At 65.4% G+C, this 17,421-nt stretch carries 14 protein-coding genes; all 14 read right to left on the minus strand.

The window, feature by feature from the left end; all coding sequences use genetic code 11:
• Window positions 1-4: 4 nt before the first annotated feature.
• Window positions 5-1,273, minus strand: coding sequence for an urea ABC transporter substrate-binding protein (gene urtA, locus ACIPK7_RS22065; RefSeq protein ID WP_081515601.1), 1,269 nt, complete (start codon window positions 1,271-1,273; stop codon window positions 5-7).
• A gap of 236 nt (window positions 1,274-1,509) precedes the next feature.
• Window positions 1,510-2,103: a MarC family protein gene (locus ACIPK7_RS22070; RefSeq protein WP_192434260.1), complete on the minus strand. Its 594-nt coding sequence runs from the start codon at window positions 2,101-2,103 to the stop codon at window positions 1,510-1,512.
• Window positions 2,104-2,204: 101 nt separating this feature from the next.
• On the minus strand, window positions 2,205-2,549 hold the full coding sequence (locus ACIPK7_RS22075; RefSeq protein WP_192434262.1) for a hypothetical protein: 345 nt from the start codon (window positions 2,547-2,549) through the stop codon (window positions 2,205-2,207).
• Between the two features lie 6 nt (window positions 2,550-2,555).
• Window positions 2,556-5,351: a hybrid sensor histidine kinase/response regulator gene (locus tag ACIPK7_RS22080; protein WP_192434264.1), complete on the minus strand. Its 2,796-nt coding sequence runs from the start codon at window positions 5,349-5,351 to the stop codon at window positions 2,556-2,558.
• A 125-nt stretch (window positions 5,352-5,476) separates the two neighbouring features.
• Complete coding sequence (purD, locus tag ACIPK7_RS22085; RefSeq protein WP_401090182.1) at window positions 5,477-6,766, minus strand: phosphoribosylamine--glycine ligase; 1,290 nt, start codon at window positions 6,764-6,766, stop codon at window positions 5,477-5,479.
• A gap of 218 nt (window positions 6,767-6,984) precedes the next feature.
• On the minus strand, window positions 6,985-8,592 hold the full coding sequence (purH, locus tag ACIPK7_RS22090; RefSeq protein ID WP_401090184.1) for a bifunctional phosphoribosylaminoimidazolecarboxamide formyltransferase/IMP cyclohydrolase: 1,608 nt from the start codon (window positions 8,590-8,592) through the stop codon (window positions 6,985-6,987).
• Window positions 8,593-8,679: 87 nt separating this feature from the next.
• The gene (gene fis, locus ACIPK7_RS22095; protein WP_024766365.1) at window positions 8,680-9,000 is read right to left on the minus strand and encodes a DNA-binding transcriptional regulator Fis; all 321 of its coding nucleotides are present in this window, start codon (window positions 8,998-9,000) and stop codon (window positions 8,680-8,682) included.
• On the minus strand, window positions 8,997-10,004 hold the full coding sequence (gene dusB / locus ACIPK7_RS22100) for a tRNA dihydrouridine synthase DusB (protein ID WP_401090186.1): 1,008 nt from the start codon (window positions 10,002-10,004) through the stop codon (window positions 8,997-8,999). The genes fis and dusB overlap by 4 nt, the downstream gene beginning before the upstream one ends.
• Before the next feature lie 221 nt (window positions 10,005-10,225).
• The gene (locus ACIPK7_RS22105; protein ID WP_401090188.1) at window positions 10,226-11,887 is read right to left on the minus strand and encodes a DUF3426 domain-containing protein; all 1,662 of its coding nucleotides are present in this window, start codon (window positions 11,885-11,887) and stop codon (window positions 10,226-10,228) included.
• A gap of 60 nt (window positions 11,888-11,947) precedes the next feature.
• Complete coding sequence (prmA, locus tag ACIPK7_RS22110) at window positions 11,948-12,826, minus strand: 50S ribosomal protein L11 methyltransferase (RefSeq protein WP_401090190.1); 879 nt, start codon at window positions 12,824-12,826, stop codon at window positions 11,948-11,950.
• A 178-nt stretch (window positions 12,827-13,004) separates the two neighbouring features.
• The gene (gene accC / locus ACIPK7_RS22115; protein WP_045216407.1) at window positions 13,005-14,354 is read right to left on the minus strand and encodes an acetyl-CoA carboxylase biotin carboxylase subunit; all 1,350 of its coding nucleotides are present in this window, start codon (window positions 14,352-14,354) and stop codon (window positions 13,005-13,007) included.
• Between the two features lie 17 nt (window positions 14,355-14,371).
• The gene (gene accB, locus ACIPK7_RS22120) at window positions 14,372-14,833 is read right to left on the minus strand and encodes an acetyl-CoA carboxylase biotin carboxyl carrier protein (protein WP_401090192.1); all 462 of its coding nucleotides are present in this window, start codon (window positions 14,831-14,833) and stop codon (window positions 14,372-14,374) included.
• Window positions 14,834-14,857: 24 nt separating this feature from the next.
• The gene (aroQ, locus tag ACIPK7_RS22125) at window positions 14,858-15,301 is read right to left on the minus strand and encodes a type II 3-dehydroquinate dehydratase (protein WP_192434396.1); all 444 of its coding nucleotides are present in this window, start codon (window positions 15,299-15,301) and stop codon (window positions 14,858-14,860) included.
• Between the two features lie 149 nt (window positions 15,302-15,450).
• Complete coding sequence (locus ACIPK7_RS22130; protein ID WP_401090344.1) at window positions 15,451-17,304, minus strand: protein-disulfide reductase DsbD; 1,854 nt, start codon at window positions 17,302-17,304, stop codon at window positions 15,451-15,453.
• Between the last annotated feature and the right edge of the window lie 117 nt (window positions 17,305-17,421).

Genomic DNA, 17,421 nt, shown 5'->3' on the forward strand with positions numbered 1-17,421 from the left:
GTACTCAGTTACTGCGCACCGCGTAATCCGGCTTCTTGTCGTTGCCCGGAATGAACGGGCTCCACGGTTGGGCGCGGATCGGCTCGGGGGTCTTCCAGACCACGTTGAACTGACCGTTATCCTCGATCTCGCCGATCATCACCGGCTTGTGCAGGTGGTGGTTGGTCTTGTCCATGGTCAGGGTGAAGCCCGACGGCGCCTTGAAGGTCTGCCCGCCCATGGCTTCGCGGACCTTGTCGACGTCGGTGCTGCCGGCCTTCTGCACGGCCTGCGCCCACATGTGGATGCCGACGTAGGTGGCCTCCATCGGGTCGTTGGTCACCGCAGTGCTGTAGTTGGGCAGGTTCTTGGCCTTGGCGTAGGCCTTCCAGTCTGCGACAAACTTGCTGTTCTCCGGATTCTTCACCGATTCGAAGTAGTTCCACGCGGCGAGGTTGCCCACCAGCGGTTTGGTGTCGATGCCGCGCAGTTCCTCCTCGCCCACGGAGAAGGCCACCACCGGCACTTCGGTGGCTTCCAGGCCCTGGTTGGCCAGTTCCTTGTAGAAGGGCACGTTGGAGTCGCCGTTGACGGTGGAGATCACCGCGGTCTTGCCGCCGGCGGAGAACTTCTTGATGTCGGCGACGATGGTCTGGTAATCGCTGTGGCCGAACGGCGTGTAGACCTCCTGGATATCCTTGTCGGCCACACCCTTGCTGTGCAGGAAGGCGCGGAGGATCTTGTTGGTGGTGCGCGGGTAGACATAGTCGGTGCCCAGCAGGAAGAAGCGCTTGGCGGCACCGCCGTCCTCGCTCATCAGGTATTCCACCGCCGGGATAGCCTGCTGGTTCGGCGCGGCACCGGTGTAGAAGACGTTGGGCGACATTTCCTCACCCTCGTACTGCACCGGGTAGAACAGCAGACCGTTGAGCTCCTCGAACACCGGCAGCACGGATTTGCGCGACACGCTGGTCCAGCAGCCGAAGACCACCGCGACCTTGTCCTGGGTCAGCAACTGGCGCGCCTTCTCGGCGAACAGCGGCCAGTTGGAGGCCGGGTCGACCACCACCGCTTCGAGCTTCTTGCCGTTCACCCCGCCCTTGGCGTTGATCTCGTCGATGGTCATCAGCGCCATGTCCTTGAGCGAGGTCTCGGAGATCGCCATGGTGCCGGACAGCGAGTGCAGGATGCCGACCTTGATGGTCTCGGCGGCCTGGGAGCTGAACGGGAACAGACCGGTGAGCAGCAGGGCGCTCATGGCCAGCGTACTTTTCAACAGCGGACGACGTTTCATCGCGGCAGCCTCCTTGGCTATCCAGGGGCGGGGAGTTGCCGGTGCGGCAGCTTCCCCGGAAATGGGGCGATCCCGCGCGGGATCGAAGCTGCCATCGCAGCATCCGTGCCAAACAGGCAAAAGCCTTGGCGCAGATGGGCTGCACGCGATTTTCTGTCGTAATGGTGAGGTTTTTCAGTGCGCAGCTTTGGTGCGCCGAGCGCCCTTTGGTGCGTGGCGCACACCAAAGGAGCGCGTTATTGCGGGAGGAAGTAGCCGCGCACGCCGGTCATGATGATCTGCGCGGCAAGGGCGCAGACGAACAGCCCCATCAGGCGGCTGACGATCATCAGGCCCTGTTCGCCGAGGACTTTCTCGATCTTGTCCGAGAGGTAGAGCGTGACGCCGACGGTCAGGCAGGCGAGGAGGATTGCTGCCAGGGCCGACAGCTTGTGCTCCCAGTCCTGGTTCACGCCCATCACCAGCAGCGCACCGATGGTGCCGGGGCCGACGGTGATGGGGATGGTCAGCGGGACGATGGTGACGTCCTGCTGCACGTTGTCCGCCTGCACCGCCGAGCGCCCCTGGGCCATGCCCAGCGCAGAGATGAACAGCACGCTGCCCGCGCCGATGCGGAAGGCGTCGGCGGTGATGCCGAACAGAGTGAAGATGTAGCGCCCGAAGAGGTATAGCAGCACGCTGGCGATCAGCGCCGCCAGGGCCACGCGCCAGGCCATGCGCTTGCGGTCGCGCGGGGCGAAGCCGCGGTTGAGGCTGATGAAGCAGGACAGGACGAAGAAGGGGCTATAGAGCACCAGCATCTTCAGGTACACGCTGAACATCACTTGCATGGGAGCGACTCGTCCGGATTGAGAGGGCGCGGCAGGGCAAAGCATAGCGGTTGAGGCGGCGGGTGGCATTGCGGCGGGGCAAATGCCAGAACGGGTTTGCGTCAGTGCAGGATATCGGAGCGAGTGTGGAAGTTGCCGGAGTAGCGGACCAGGGCCGGATGCTCCGATGCTTCGAACTTGAAGATGACGGACCCTTCAAGAAACGTGTCAGGGCAGTCTGCCACTTTGGATACGTAGTACCGCAGATTGTGTTTACGGAAGGCTTCCCGAAGAGGCTCAGGTAGCGTCTCTGCGGATTCGTTGCTGATGAGGAACTTCTCGCCGTACTGCGCCTGGAACAGTTTTATTCGCCAGTAGCTGCTCTGACTGAAGTCGATCATGACGTCGTCGATGTACTCGGCGTGTTTCTTTTCGCCCATGGAGTTGGTGCTGCCCGAATCGCTCATCAGGGATCAGGAAGGCAGCGCGTCGCTCTGCTGGTGCAGGCGGCGCTCGCGTTCGCCGACCCAGTAGGCCACCAGTTCGCGCAGCTGTGACAGCTCCACCGGCTTGGCCATGTGGCCGTCCATGCCGACCAGTCGCGCGCGCTCCTTGTGCTCGCTGAGGATGTGCGCGGTGAGTGCCACCACCGGGGTGTGCGGGCGCTGTTCGCTGGCTTCCCAGGCGCGCAGGCGCTCGGTGGCGGAGAAGCCGTCGAGCACCGGCATCTCGCAGTCCATCAGCACCAGGTCGTACTGGGTCGCCTTCATCGCGGCCAGGGCTTCCTCGCCGTTGCTGGCGGTATCGGGCTGCAGGTTGAGCTTGCTCAGCATGCCGCGGATGACCTTGGTGGAGATGCTGTTGTCCTCGGCGACGAGGATGCGGAAGTCGCTGGGCGGCACGTTCGAAACCGGCTCGCTGGCCGGCGAAAGGTAGTTGCTCACGCCGCTCGGGCCACGGCGGGACAGTTCCTCGGCCAGGGTAGCCTTGAGCGTGTAGCCGGCCACCGGCTTGGCGAGGATGCGCTTGATCCCGGCGTTGCGCGCGATGATCTTGCTCGGCGCGTTGCTGATGCCGGTGAGCATGATCAGCAGGATGTCGTGGTTGAGGTTCGGGTCTTCCTGGATCTTGGTCGCCAGCTGCATGCCGGTCATGCCAGGCATATCCTGGTCCAGAAGGACCACATCGAAGTATTCGCGCAGGTGCGCCTTGGTGCGCAGCTGGGCCAGCGCTTCCTTGCCCGACGACACCGCGCTGACGTTCATGCCCCAGGCGCTGCATTGCTGCACCACCACCTTGCGGCAGGTCTGGTTGTCGTCCACCACCAGCAGGCGCGCGCCCTGCAGCGGGCTGTCGAGGTCGGCGCCGGCCTGGTCGATCTGCTGCGGGTCGAGCGGCAGACTGAGCCAGAGCAGGTTGCCCGAATCGCCACCGCTGTCGCCGCTCTCTATTCCAAATTCCCCGGACATCAGGCGGATCAGCTGGCGCGCAATGATCAGGCCGAGGCGGCTGCTGATGCGGGTGGCGGAGAGGAAATCGCGGCTGTGCAGCTCGGCGGTGAGCAGGGCCTGGCGGTCGGCGCTGTCCAGCGGACGGCCGCTGTCCTGCACGGCGATGCGCAGGCGCGGACGGTCGGGCGGGCCGTCGAGCGCGACGACGAGGAGGATCTCGCCCTCGTCCGTCTGCTTGAAGGCATTGTCCAGCAGGCTCAGTACGGCTTGGCGCAGGCGTGTCGGGTCCCCGCTGACGATGCGTGGCACCTGCGGCTGGGTGAAGCTGATCAGCTCGACCTTCTGTTGCTCGGCCTTGGCGCGGAAGATCGCCAGGCAGTCCTCGATCAGCGCGCCGAGGTCGAACTGCACCTCGTCCAGTTCGATCTGCCCGGACTCCAGCTTGGAAATGTCGAGAATCTCGTTGATCAGCGAGAGCAGTTCGTTGCCCGCGCTGTGGATGGTCTGCACGTAGTCGCGCTGCTTGGCCGAGAGCGGAGTGCCGAGCAGCAGCTCGGTCATGCCCAGCACGCCGTTCATGGGGGTGCGGATCTCGTGGCTGATCTTGGCCAGGAAGTCACCCTTGGCCTTGAGTTCGGCGACGTTGGCGGCGCGCTGGCGGCTGGCGGCGAACTGGTCGTTCTGGATTTTCCGCTGGCGTTCGGCGAGCGCCAGGCTGAGCAGGAAGCCCACCACTGCCGAGAGCCCGAGCAGGCCGCTGCCGAGCCATTCCGCGCGGGTCGCCACGTAGCCCAGCAGCGACGGCAGGCATAGGCACCAGGCCACCACGAACAGCCCCATGCCGATGGCGAACAGGCGCGCCGGCCGGTACGCATGGATCCAGTAGTAGACCGCCACGCCGAGCATGCCCAGGGTCACCAGGGTGATAAGCCCGTACACCAGGCTGCTGATGGACAGCCCGAGCAGCAGGTTGAGGGCGACGCACAGGATCGCCAGTGTGGCGGTGCCGCCCAGCAGCAGACGCTTGAGTGGCAGGCGCGGGGTAAGGTCACGGAAGAAGCTGGCGGTGTAGCCCAGCGCGCAGAACAGTGTCACTACCAGGCAGGCCAGCGCGACCATCGGCTGCAGCGATTGGTTGTTGCCGTACCAGGGGCTGAGCAGACCGAACAGGTTCAGGCAGGCCAGCAGCAGGCTGGCGTGTACGCCGGCGAGCCACAGTCCGCTGGCGACGCGTGTATAGGCGAAACGCACGAGGTTGTAGAGCAGCAGCATGGCCAGGCAGCCGATCAGTACGCCGAAGTGCAGCGGGCGCTGGTCGTTGCTCGGCTGGCCGGCGGCCTCGATGCTGATGTTCGGTCGCAGCGGCATGGCCGACGACAGGCGCAGGTAGAGGTCCAGCGGCTCGGCGGCGGTACGCAGGGGAATCACCAGGTCGCTGCTGAGCAGTGGGCGCTGCACTGGGGAAAGATTGCCGGCGCTCTTCTGCTCGAGGACTTTCTGCCCGTCGAGGATGAACATCTCGAAGCTGTCCAGGCTTGGCGCGAACAGGCGCAGTTGCTGGGGCTCGTCGTTGGCGGGGAGGCGGACGTGCAGCCAGGTCGCGCCGGGGCCGGCGGGGGCGTGCAGGTCGTTGATGTCGAGGGGGCTGAAGAGGGTACGGTAGCGCGGGGAGATCACGTCCTGCAGTTGCAGGCGGGCGTCACTGTCGTGGAGCTGGGACCAGCCGGGATCCTGGCTTGCCGCGTAGGTCGGAAGACAGACCAGAGCGGCCAGCAGCAAGCTGACGAGGAGTCCTGTGGCAGTCCAGAGCCGACGCACGGCGAAGTCCCTTCGGTAGTGAGTGGGCGGATTATAGCCAAGTGTGCTGAAGGCCGTAATCCACCCGTGCACGCCGGGACCACCGGGCAGCAGGCGTCCGACGAGGGACGCCTCCGCCCGTCGGATCAGCCCTCGCCGCGCTCGCGGGCGATGGCGCGATAGCCGATGTCCTTGCGGTAGAAGCTGCCGTCCCAGCGGATCTTCTCGGCCAGGCGGTAAGCCTGTTCCTGGGCCGAGGAGACGGTCGGGCCGATGGCGGTGGCGCAGAGCACGCGGCCGCCGGCGGTGACGACCTGGCCGTCCTTGAGCGCGGTGCCGGCGTGGAAGACCTTGCCGTCGAGCTTGGCGGCATCGTCCAGGCCGAAGATAGCGTCACCCTTGGCGTAGTCGCCCGGGTAGCCGCCAGCGGCGATCACCACGCCCACGGTGGGACGCGGGTCCCAGGTGGCTTCGACCTTGTCCAGCGCCTTGGCCAGGGCGGCCTCGACCAGCAGGACCAGGGACGATTCCAGGCGGACCATGATCGGCTGGGTTTCCGGGTCGCCGAAGCGGCAGTTGAACTCGATGACCTTGGGCTTGCCGCTCTTGTCGATCATCAGGCCGGCGTAGAGGAAGCCGGTGTAGACGTTGCCTTCCTCGGCCATGCCGCGCACGGTCGGGTAGATCACTTCGTCCATCACGCGCTTATGCACGTCGGCAGTCACTACCGGAGCGGGGGAGTAGGCGCCCATGCCACCGGTGTTCGGGCCGCTGTCGCCGTCGCCGACGCGCTTGTGGTCCTGGCTGGTGGCCATGGGCAGCACGTTCTGGCCGTCGACCATGACGATGAAGCTGGCTTCCTCGCCGTCGAGGAACTCTTCGATCACCACGCGCGAACCGGCGTCGCCGAAGGCGTTGCCGGCGAGCATGTCGCGCACGGCTTCCTCGGCTTCGGCCAGGGTCATGGCGACGATCACGCCCTTGCCCGCGGCCAGGCCGTCGGCCTTGATCACGATGGGCGCGCCTTTCTCTTTCAGATAGGCCAGCGCCGGCTCGACTTCGGTGAAGTTCTGGTAGTCGGCAGTGGGGATCTGGTGGCGTGCGAGGAAGTCCTTGGTGAAGGCCTTGGAGCCTTCCAGCTGGGCGGCGCCAGCAGTAGGACCGAAGATGTCCAGGCCACGAGCGCGGAACAGGTCGACCACGCCTTTGACCAGCGGAGCCTCGGGGCCAACGATGGTCAGCTGCACGTTCTTCGCAGCGAAGTCGGCCAGCTCTTCCAGGGCCAGCACGTCGATGGCGACGTTTTCGCACTTGGCTTCGGTGGCAGTGCCGGCGTTGCCCGGCGCGACGAAGACCTTCTGCACGCGCGAATCCTGCGCGACCTTCCAGGCCAGCGCGTGCTCGCGACCGCCACTACCGATGATGAGTACGTTCATTGGAGTTCTCCTGAACAGTTCCGGCTTTGCCGGATTGTTGGGTATCGCTTCGCTCCACCCAACCTACGAGAGCTTTTTTCCAGCCTGTGCGAGGGCGCAATGGAGTGGCTGGATGCAAGGCGCGGACGGCTTAGACAAGCGGAGTTGCCTATTGGCAATGAGCATTGGCGAAGTCGTCCGCAACGCAGCAGACGGCCGCTACAGTGCGGCCGTCCCGGTTAATGCCTAAAGTGGCGCATGCCGGTGAACACCATTGCAATGCCGGCCTCGTCGGCGGCGGCGATCACCTCGTTGTCGCGCATCGAGCCACCCGGCTGGATCACCGCGGTGATACCGGCCTTGGCAGCGTTGTCGATGCCGTCGCGGAACGGGAAGAAGGCGTCCGACGCCATGACCGCACCCTTCACTTCCAGGCCGGCGTGCTCGGCCTTGATGGCGGCGATGCGGGCGGAGTTCACGCGGCTCATCTGGCCGGCGCCGACGCCGACGGTCTGGCGCGCCTTGGCGTAGACGATGGCGTTGGACTTGACGAACTTGGCGACTTTCCAGGCGAAGATCAGGTCGTGGATTTCCTGCTCGCTCGGGGCGCGCTGGGTAACGATCTTCAGGTCATCGGCAGTGATCATGCCGATGTCGCGGCTCTGCACCAGCAGGCCACCGTTGACGCGCTTGAAGTCCCAACCCGGCGCACGCTCGGCCGGCCACTCGCCACATTCGAGCAGGCGCACGTTGGCCTTGGCAGCGACCACGGCACGGGCGGCTTCGGAGATTTTCGGGGCGATGATGACTTCGACGAACTGGCGCTCGACGATGGCCTGGGCGGTCTCGCCGTCCAGTTCGCGGTTGAAGGCGATGATGCCGCCGAAGGCCGACTCGGTGTCGGTGGCGTAGGCCAGATCATAGGCCTTGCGGATGCCGCCTTCGTTTTCCGGAACCACGGCCACGCCGCACGGGTTGGCGTGCTTGACGATGACGCAGGCCGGCTTGACGAAGCTCTTCACGCACTCCAGCGCGGCGTCGGTGTCGGCCACGTTATTGAACGACAGTTCCTTGCCCTGCAGCTGGATGGCGGTGGAGACGCTGGCCTCGCCCTTCTTCGCCTCGACGTAGAAGGCCGCGCTCTGGTGCGGGTTCTCGCCGTAGCGCATTTCCTGCGCCTTGATGAACTGGCTGTTGAAGGTGCGCGGGAAGGCGCCGCGAGCTTCGGTGGACAGGGTGTCGCGCGCCTGGTCGATGGTGCCCAGGTAGTTGGCGATCATGCCGTCGTAGGCCGAGGTGTGCTCGAACGCCTTCAGGGCCAGGTCGAAGCGCTGGGCATAGGTTAGGCCGCCGGCTTTCAGGGCGGCGACGATGCTGGCGTAGTCACCGGCGTTGACCACGATGGCAACGTCCTTGTGGTTCTTCGCCGCGCTGCGGACCATGGTCGGGCCGCCGATGTCGATGTTCTCGATGGCGGTCGGCAGGTCGCAGTCGGCCTTGGCCACGGTCGCTTCGAACGGGTACAGGTTGACCGCCACCAGGTCGATCGGCTTGATGCCGTGCTCTTCCATCACTGCGCCGTCGAGGTCACGACGGCCGAGGATGCCACCGTGGATCTTCGGGTGCAGGGTCTTCACGCGGCCGTCCATCATCTCCGGGAAGCCGGTGTAGTCGGCCACTTCCACGGCGGCGATGGCGTTGTCCTTGAGCAGCTTGTAGGTGCCGCCGGTGGAGAGAATCTCCACGCCGAGGGCAGCCAGCTCACGGGCGAAATCGACGACGCCGGTCTTGTCGGAAACGCTGATCAGCGCACGGCGGACGGGCAGGCGGGTGGTTTGGTCGGTCATAACGGCTTCCACAAAGGCTTCGGGCTTTTCGCGTGTCAGGCGTGGGCCCGGCTGACCTTGTGGTCGCGGGCCCGCGCCTGCCACCTGTCAGAGAAGATCGTACTGCTTGAGTTTCTTGCGCAGGGTTCCGCGGTTCAGCCCCAGCAGTTCGGAGGCTTTGGTCTGGTTACCCTTCACGTGGTTCATGACGGTTTCCAGCAGCGGCGCTTCGACTTCGCAAAGCACCATGTTGTACACGTCCGTGACCGGCTGCCCTTCGAGATGGGCGAAATAGTTATGCAGTGCCTTCTCCACGCTGTCGCGGAGGGTCTGGCCCTCTTGCGTCGGAGTGGTCAGGTGCTGTTTCAGGTTGGCGTTGTCGCTCACGGGTGTCATTCCACTCACTAATGTCTCGGTCATCGTTGTCATGCGGCCACCCCTTCTCCGTTATTGTGGCGCTCGGCGAAGAACTGCCTGACGCTGGCGCTCTGTGCATCCTTGTCCTGCAAACGATTGAACTGGGAACGGAACTCCGCCGCTCCCGGTAGGGTTGCGAGGTACCAGCCCACATGCTTGCGGGCAATTCGCACACCCATTTCCTCCCCATAAAACGCATGCAATGCAGCGAGGTGCTCGAGCAGGATGCTCTGTACCTCGTGCAGACTCGGCGCCGGCAACAGCTCGCCGGTGCTCAGGTAATGATCGATCTCGCGGAAGATCCAGGGATTGCCCTGGGCGGCGCGGCCGATCAGCAGGGCATCCACGCCCGTCTGCTCGAAAACCTGCCGCGCCTTGCGCGGTGAATCGATATCACCATTGGCGAAGACCGGAATCGAAACCGCCTGCTTGATTGCCGCGATGGTTTCGTACTCCGCCTCGCCGGTGTAGAGGTCGGCACGGGTCCTGCCGTGTACCGCCAGCGCCTGGATGCCCGACTGCTCGGCGATCCGCGCCACCGTCACACCGTTCTTGTTCGACCGGTCCCAACCGGTGCGAATCTTCAGGGTGACGGGAACCTCTACCGCCGCGACCACCGCTTCGAGGATGTCGGCCACCAGCCGTTCATCCTTCATCAGCGCGGAGCCCGCGGCCTTGTTGCAAACCTTCTTCGCCGGACAGCCCATGTTGATGTCGATGATCTGGGCGCCGAGCTCCACATTGCACCGTGCGGCTTCCGCGAGCATCTGCGGGTCGCCGCCGGCGATCTGCACCGAACGCGGCTGATCCTCGTGGTCGTGCTGCAGGCGCAGGCGCGACTTGCGGCTGTTCCACAGGCGGACGTCGCTGGTGACCATCTCCGACACCACCATGCCGGCGCCGAGGCGGCGACAAAGCTGGCGGAACGGACGATCGGTGACGCCGGCCATCGGGGCCAGGATCAGTCTGTTGGGCAGTGTGTAGGAGCCGATGCGTACCACCGACTGGTTTTCCATGGTCAATGGGGCGGGAACACCGAGGCGCCGCGTGCTACGAGACTCGCGGATGCGTTCGGGGCCTGCCACCGGTGCTAGCAAAAAAGGGAGGGCATGATACCCGCTCTCGATGACCGGATAAAGGCGATTTTGGATAAATTCTGAACAATCCCGGGCTTAGTACCCCAGGTTGGAAGACGAGCGGAACTGGCGCTCTCAGGCGCTTTGAGCTACCCGCCGGGTCATTCCGGCGAGTGGAAGCTCAGGCTGTAGTTCACCGCTTTCGGACCCGGATCGAGGATATCCAGGGAGATGTGGATCGGCGTCTGCGGCGGCATCTCGCTCTGCCCGGCCAGTTCGCCCGAGAGGTACTCGCTGGGCTTGAAGCGGCGGCTGGCGATCAGCTGGCCGTTCAGATCGGCGAAGCGCATTTCCAGCAGCGGGAAGGGCTGGGAGAAGTTGGCGCGGTTGTAGATGATCGCGTCCACCACCAGCGCGCCGCTGAAGTCCGGGTGGCTGCGCACCACCAGGTTGCTGCTGCGGATCTGCTCCACGTCGACCTTGGAGGGCAGGGTGCAGCCCAGTTCCGGGCAGGCCTGCGCGAACCAGGGGCGGTATTGGTCCTGGCGAGCCAGTTCGTCGAAGTGATAGGCGATGTACTGCCCGGCGAGACCGGCCAGGGCCAACAGCACCAGAAGCAGCCAGAACAGGCGGCGGCCCCAGCGGCGCTTGGGCTTCTGCCAATCCAGTTGCAGGGGTTCGTCGCTCAGGTCGTGCAGGCCGCCATCGTGCAGTCCGGGTTCGGCGCGGCGATTATCGCCGCGCTGGTCGGCCAGCGGCGGCTCCTCGTCTTCATCGTCAGGCTCATCGTCATCGCGCCGGGCGCTGAAGGCGGGAAGTGTCTCGTCGTCGCTGGCTACCCTCAGAGGCTCGGCGCGCGAGGGCTCGACACGAGGGGGAGTCGGGTCGATACGCGGCTCATGCTCGGCGTCGTCCTCTGGCTCTTCCGGCTCCGGCTCCGGTTCTCTGTCGGCCACCAGGCGTGCGCTGGCGTGCGGCTCATCCGGCTCTTCCGCAGAAAGCTGGCCGAGTCTGGGTTCCTGGCGGGAGGCACGGCTGGTGCCTTTCTGTTCCTCTTCGATCAGGGCTTCGGCCCAGCGCTCGTCGTGCGGGTCGCGCTTCTCTTCCTGGCGGGTCTGCAGGGCCTCGCTGGGACGCGGCGCGCGGTCGATGCTGAGGAATTCCTGGGACAGCTCGAACTCGTCGAGCTTGGCCAGTTCCTCGTCGAGGTTGAGGCTGTCCAAGTCGAGATCGTCGTGAATCCACAGTGTCTCGTCTTTCTTTCCTGGTGCGGGCTTTCCTGGTGCGGGCGTCGGCGCAGGCTGGGGCGGCTCGCTGGACACGGTTGCCGTCGGGGCGATCACCGTGGCCGCAGCAACGGCCGGGGCGGGTTCGGTAACCGGTGTCGGTTTCGCTTCCACCTTCGTTTCGGCGATGGCGGGCTTTTCTGCCACATCGCTGGAATGCCGCGCGGCATGGGGTGCCAGCGGCCAGCCGAGGGTGGCGGTGCCGGGGGCGCTCGGTGCGGCGGGCTTTTCAGGCGTGAAGGTGCGGAAGGCCGGCGCGGGGACGGGCGCGGCTGCGATCGGCTCCTGGGCTTTAGGTGGCGCAGGTGGCGCGATCGGCTCCGCTGCCGGGGCAGGCTTCGGCGCTTCGACGGGTGGAGTGGTAGTGACGGCCGGCGACGGAACCTGGGTCGGCTCGCCGACCATGTTCTGCGGCGCACTGAAGACCTTCAGGCAGGTTCCGCAGCGCACAGCACCGCTGGCCGCGCCCAGTTGCGCCGAGTTGACGCGGAAACGGGTCTGGCAATGGGGGCACTGGGTGATGAAGCTTTCGCTCATGCGGCGGTCCGGCGGAAAAATCTGGCGGTTAGTCTAACTCAAGCCCCGTATGGCGGGCACTCAGCGGCGGCGGCCGCTGATGCGGATCCAGCCATCGCGCTCGGCGGTCGGGTCGAGGTCGAAGGCGTCGGCGTAGGCGGCGCGTACTTCCTCGGCCTGCTCGGCGAGGATGCCCGAGAGAGCCAGCAGGCCACCGGATTTCACCAGCCCGGTGAGCTGCTCTGCCAATGTGACCAGCGGACCGGCCAGAATGTTCGCCACCAGGACGTCCGCCTGCGCCTTGGGCAGATCAGCGGGCAGGTAGACGGGGAATTTCGTCGGGTCGATGCCGTTGCGCGAGGCGTTGTCGCGTGAGGCTTCCAGCGCCTGCGGGTCGATGTCGGTACCAACTGCCTGGTCGGCGCCCAGCAGCAGCGCGGCGATGGCGAGGATGCCCGAGCCGCAACCGAAATCCAGCACGTTCTGGCCGGCCAGTTCCTGGCCGTCGAGCCATTCCAGGCACAGCGCAGTGGTCGGGTGGGTGCCGGTGCCGAAGGCCAGGCCCGGGTCGAGCAACAGGTTCACCGCTTCCGGTTCCGGGGCATCGTGCCAACTGGGCACGATCCACAGGCGCCGGCCGAAGTGCATCGGCTTGAAGTTGTCCATCCAGCTGCGTTCCCAGTCCTGGTCTTCGATGTGCTCGATCTGGTGCTCCGGCAGCTCGCCGCCGGTCAGCAGGGTCAGGTGGGCGATCAGCGAGTCTTCGTCGGTGTCCGCTTCGAACAACGCGAGCAGGTGGGTGTGGCTCCACAGTGGGGTGGTACCCAGGTCCGGCTCGAAGATCGGCTGGTCTTCGGCGTCCATGAAGGTCACGGAGACGGCGCCGACTTCCAGCAGCGCATCTTCATAGGTTTCCGCCTGATCCGGGGTGATGGCGAGTCGGACTTGAAGCCAGGGCATGGGGCGGTACCTCGATCGTGCCGGGATGGAGCTGGAAAAGACAACGGACCGCCTGGGCGGCCCGCAGATAAAGGCGGCAAGCTTACTGCACGGCACCTTGCCATGCCAGCGCGCAGGGGCCGCAAAGCACAAGGGCCGCCCAGAGGCAGCCCTTGTAGTGGAGCGAGGCGGGGCAGGCTTAGTGCTTGTCCATGCCCAGCTTCTTCTCCAGGTAGTGGATGTTCACGCCACCCTTGCAGAACTCTTTATCGCGGACCAACTCCTTGTGCAGCTCGGTGTTGGTCTTGATGCCATCGACGATCAGCTCGTCCAGCGCATTACGCATGCGCGCCATGGCTTCATCGCGGTCCTTGCCGTAGGTGATGATCTTGCCCACCAGCGAGTCGTAGTTCGGCGGTACGGCGTAGCCGCTGTACAGGTGCGAATCCACACGCACGCCGTTGCCGCCCGGTGCGTGGAAGTGCTTCACCTTGCCGGGGCTGGGCATGAAGGTCTTCGGGTCTTCGGCGTTGATCCGGCATTCCAGCGCATGGCCACGGATGACCACGTCTTCCTGCTTGATCGACAGCTTGTTGCCCGAGGCGATGCTGAGCATTTCCTTGACGATGTCGATACCGGTGACCATTTCCGACACCGGATGCTCCACCTGCACACGGGTGTTCATCTCGATGAAGTAGAAGCGGCCGTTCTCGTAGAGGAACTCGAAGGTGCCGGCGCCACGGTAGCCGATTTCCACGCAGGCCTGGACGCAGCGGGCCAGCACTTCGGCGCGGGCCTTCTCATCGATGCCCGGTGCTGGGGCTTCTTCCAGTACCTTCTGGTGACGACGCTGCAGGGAGCAGTCGCGGTCGCCCAGGTGGATGGCATTGCCCTGGCCATCGGAGAGGACCTGGACTTCCACGTGACGCGGGTTGGTCAGGAACTTCTCCAGGTAGACCATCGAGTTGCCGAAGGCCGCGCCCGCTTCGGTGCGGGTCAGCTTGGCGGACTTGATCAGGTCTTCTTCCTTGTGCACGACGCGCATGCCGCGACCACCACCGCCACCGGCGGCCTTGATGATCACCGGGTAGCCAACCTCGCGGGCGATGGCCAGCGCGGTTTCTTCGTCTTCGGGCAGCGGGCCGTCGGAGCCCGGTACGGTCGGCACGCCGGCTTTCTTCATGGCGTCCTTGGCGGACACCTTGTCACCCATCAGGCGGATGACGTCGGCGCTCGGGCCGATGAAGGTGAAGCCCGAGCGCTCGACCTGCTCGGCAAAGTCGGCGTTCTCGGCGAGGAAACCGTAGCCGGGGTGGATACCCACGGCGCCGGTGACCTCGGCTGCGGCGATGATCGCCGGGATGTGCAGGTAGGACTGCGCGGCCGGGGCCGGACCGATGCAGACCGCTTCGTCGGCCAGCGACAGGTGCATCAGCTCGCGGTCGGCGGTCGAGTGCACGGCCACTGTCTTGATGCCCAGCTCCTTGCACGCGCGCAGGATGCGCAGCGCGATTTCGCCGCGGTTGGCGATCAGTACTTTTTCCAACATCGCAGGTTCCCCGCGGTTTAAACGATGGTGAACAGGGGCTGGTCGAACTCGACCGGCTGGCCGTTCTCCACGAGGATCTGACCGATCACACCGCTGGTCTCGGCCTCGATGTGGTTCATCATCTTCATGGCTTCGACGATGCAGAGGATGTCGCCTTTCTTCACGCTCTGGCCGACTTCGACGAAGTTGGCGGAGGTCGGCGAGGCAGCGCGGTAGAAGGTGCCGACCATCGGCGAGCGCACGGCGCCGGCGAGGTTCTGGGCAGCCGGGGCGGCTTCGGCGGCCGGGGCAGCAGCGACTGGAGCGGCGGCCGGGGCCGGGGCCGGAGCGTAGGCCGGGGCGGCAGCGTAGATCGGCTGGGCGGCGGTCTTGCTGTGACGGCTGATGCGTACGGACTCTTCGCCCTCTTTGATCTCCAGTTCGTCGATACCGGATTCTTCGAGCAGTTCGATCAGTTTCTTGACTTTACGGATGTCCATCAGTGTTCGCTCTCCCAGGTGAGGTCACGGGCGTTCAAGTTGTTCAAGGGCGGATTCCAGGGCCAGGCGGTAGCCTGTGGCTCCCAGACCGCAGATCACCCCTACCGCCACATCGGAGAAGTAGGAGTGATGCCGGAAAGGTTCACGTTTGTGCACGTTGGAGAGGTGCACTTCGATGAATGGGATGCTCACTGCGAGCAATGCGTCACGTAGTGCGACACTTGTATGCGTGAAAGCCGCCGGATTGATGAGGATGAAATCCACGCCTTCGTTGCGCGCGGCGTGGATCCGGTCGATCAATTCGTACTCGGCGTTGCTCTGCAGGTGCAGCAGGTGGTGGCCGGCCTCGCGGGCGCGGCGCTCCAGGTCCTGGTTGATCTGCTCGAGGGTGACGGAGCCGTACTTGTCGGGCTCGCGGGTGCCCAGCAGGTTGAGGTTCGGCCCGTGCAGTACCAGTAAGGTCGCCATCTGGATGCGGTAGTCCTTGTTCTTGGCGGGAAAAGATAGGGCGGGACTATGCCGGAAAGCCGGCGTGACTGTCCAGTCATGCCGGTTTTGCCGTAGATGTCAGCATGTTGCCAGCCGATTACGGCAAAACCATTGCAATCAAACTGTGATCAGGAGCGCGTTCCAGCCTGTTTCAGGCGGTCGGCCAGGGTGGCAGCGTCGGTCTCGCCGATGATGCGCAGATCGCTCCATTCGTCGCCTTTAGGCGAGAAGAACAGCAAGGCGGGTGGGCCGAACAGGTTGTAGCGGTCGAGCAGGGCGCGCTGTTCCTCGGTGCTGGCCGTCATGTCGAAGCGCAGCAGGACGAAGCCGGGCAGTTGCGACTGGACTTCCGGTGCCGGTAGCACCTGGCGCTCGATGATCTTGCAACTGATGCACCAGTCGGCGTACCAGTCCAGCAGCACCGGCCGACCGGCGGCCTGGGCGCTGGCTAGCGCGGCGTTGAGCTGCGCCGGGGTGGTGACGTTCTGCCAGTCGCCAGGGGTGGACGTCGGTGGGCCCGCATGCAGACCTGGGGTGTTGCGGCCCAGCGGGTGCAACGGGTCGGACTCGCCGCGCAGGGCGCCGGTCCAGGCGGCCACGGCGTAGACCAGCAGCATCAGGCCGAACAACTGGCCGAGGCGCTGCAGCGGCTTCTTCGGTCCCAGTTCGAGGGTGCCGATGGCCAGGGCGACGCCGCCGGCCAGGGTACCCCACAGGGTCAGTGCCACCGGTCCGGACACCAGGCGTTCGAGCATCCAGATGGCCACGGCCAGCAGCATCACGCCGAAGACGTTGCGCACGCCGTTCATCCAGGCGCCGCTTTTGGGCAGCAGCGCGCCGCCACCGACAGCGAAGATCACCAGTGGCGTGCCCATGCCCAGGCCCAGGGAGAACAGGAGTAGGCCGCCGCCCACCGCATCGCCGGTGCTGCTGATGTAGAGCAGCAGGCCGGCCAGCGGGGCGGTGACGCAGGGCGACACCAGCAGGCTGGAGAGCACGCCCAGGGTCGCCGCGCCGGCAATCGAACCGCCACGGGTGTTGTTGGCCATCTTGTCCAGGCGCTCGCGCACGAAGCCCGGCAGGCGCAGCTCGAAGGCGCCGAACATGGCGATGGCGAAGACCACGAAGAAGGCCGCGAAGGGGATCAGCACCCAGGGCGACTGCAGCATCGCCTGCAGGTTGAGCTTGGCGCCGAACAGGCCCATCAGGGTGCCGAGCACCGCGTAGCAGGCCGCCATCGGCAGCACGTAGGCCAGCGACAGCGCCAGGCCGCGCATGCCGCCCGGACGGCCACGCAGCACGACGCCGGAGAGGATCGGCAGCATCGGCAGCACGCAGGGGGTGAAGGTCAGCGCCAGGCCCAGCAGGAAGAAGATCACCAGTGCACGGCCGAGTTTCTTGATCTTGCCCGGCTCGTGGTCGCCCAGCAGGCTGGCCAGCGGGTTGCTCGAAGCGGCGGCGGACTTGGCGACGGCGGAAGGCGCGGGGCCGGTCACCACGCTCGCGGCCTGGCCGTCGGCGATCTGCAGGCGGGTGGTTTCCGGCGCATAGCACAGGCCTTTATCGGCGCAGCCCTGGTAGCTGACGACCAGCGTGAAGGGCTTGTGTTGCGGGTTCACCAGCGGCACGTCGATGTCGGTGATGGCGTAATACACCACCGTATCGCCGAAATAGTCGTCGTGATGCTGCTTGCCCGGCGGCAGCTTCACTTCGCCGACGTTCACGCCACTGTCGGCGGGCTCGACTTTGAAGCTGAAACGGTGCTGGTAGAGGTAGTAGCCATCGGCATTGATGAAGCGCAGTTTCACCTGCTGGCTGTCGCTGTCCTCGACGCTGACGCGGAAGGCTTCGGCCACCGGCAGGAAGTCGCCCTTGGCCGGTTGCCCGACGGCGAAGCCGCCCTTGTCGGCGGGTTTGTCGAACAGGCCGGCGGAGGCGGGCAGGGCGATCAGCAGCAGGAGCAGGGTGAGCAGGCGGCGCATGGACATCTCGCGGACTACGTAATGGGCGGGCATAGGGCTGGCGGGCATGATAGCGGAAAGCTTCCGACGCGGCCCGAGGCGTTGCCGGAAGAGCTGTCACAAGACGTGATAGAGGCT

The sequence above is a fragment of the Pseudomonas sp. NPDC086581 genome, from assembly GCF_044746165.1.
GTDB lineage: Bacteria > Pseudomonadota > Gammaproteobacteria > Pseudomonadales > Pseudomonadaceae > Pseudomonas.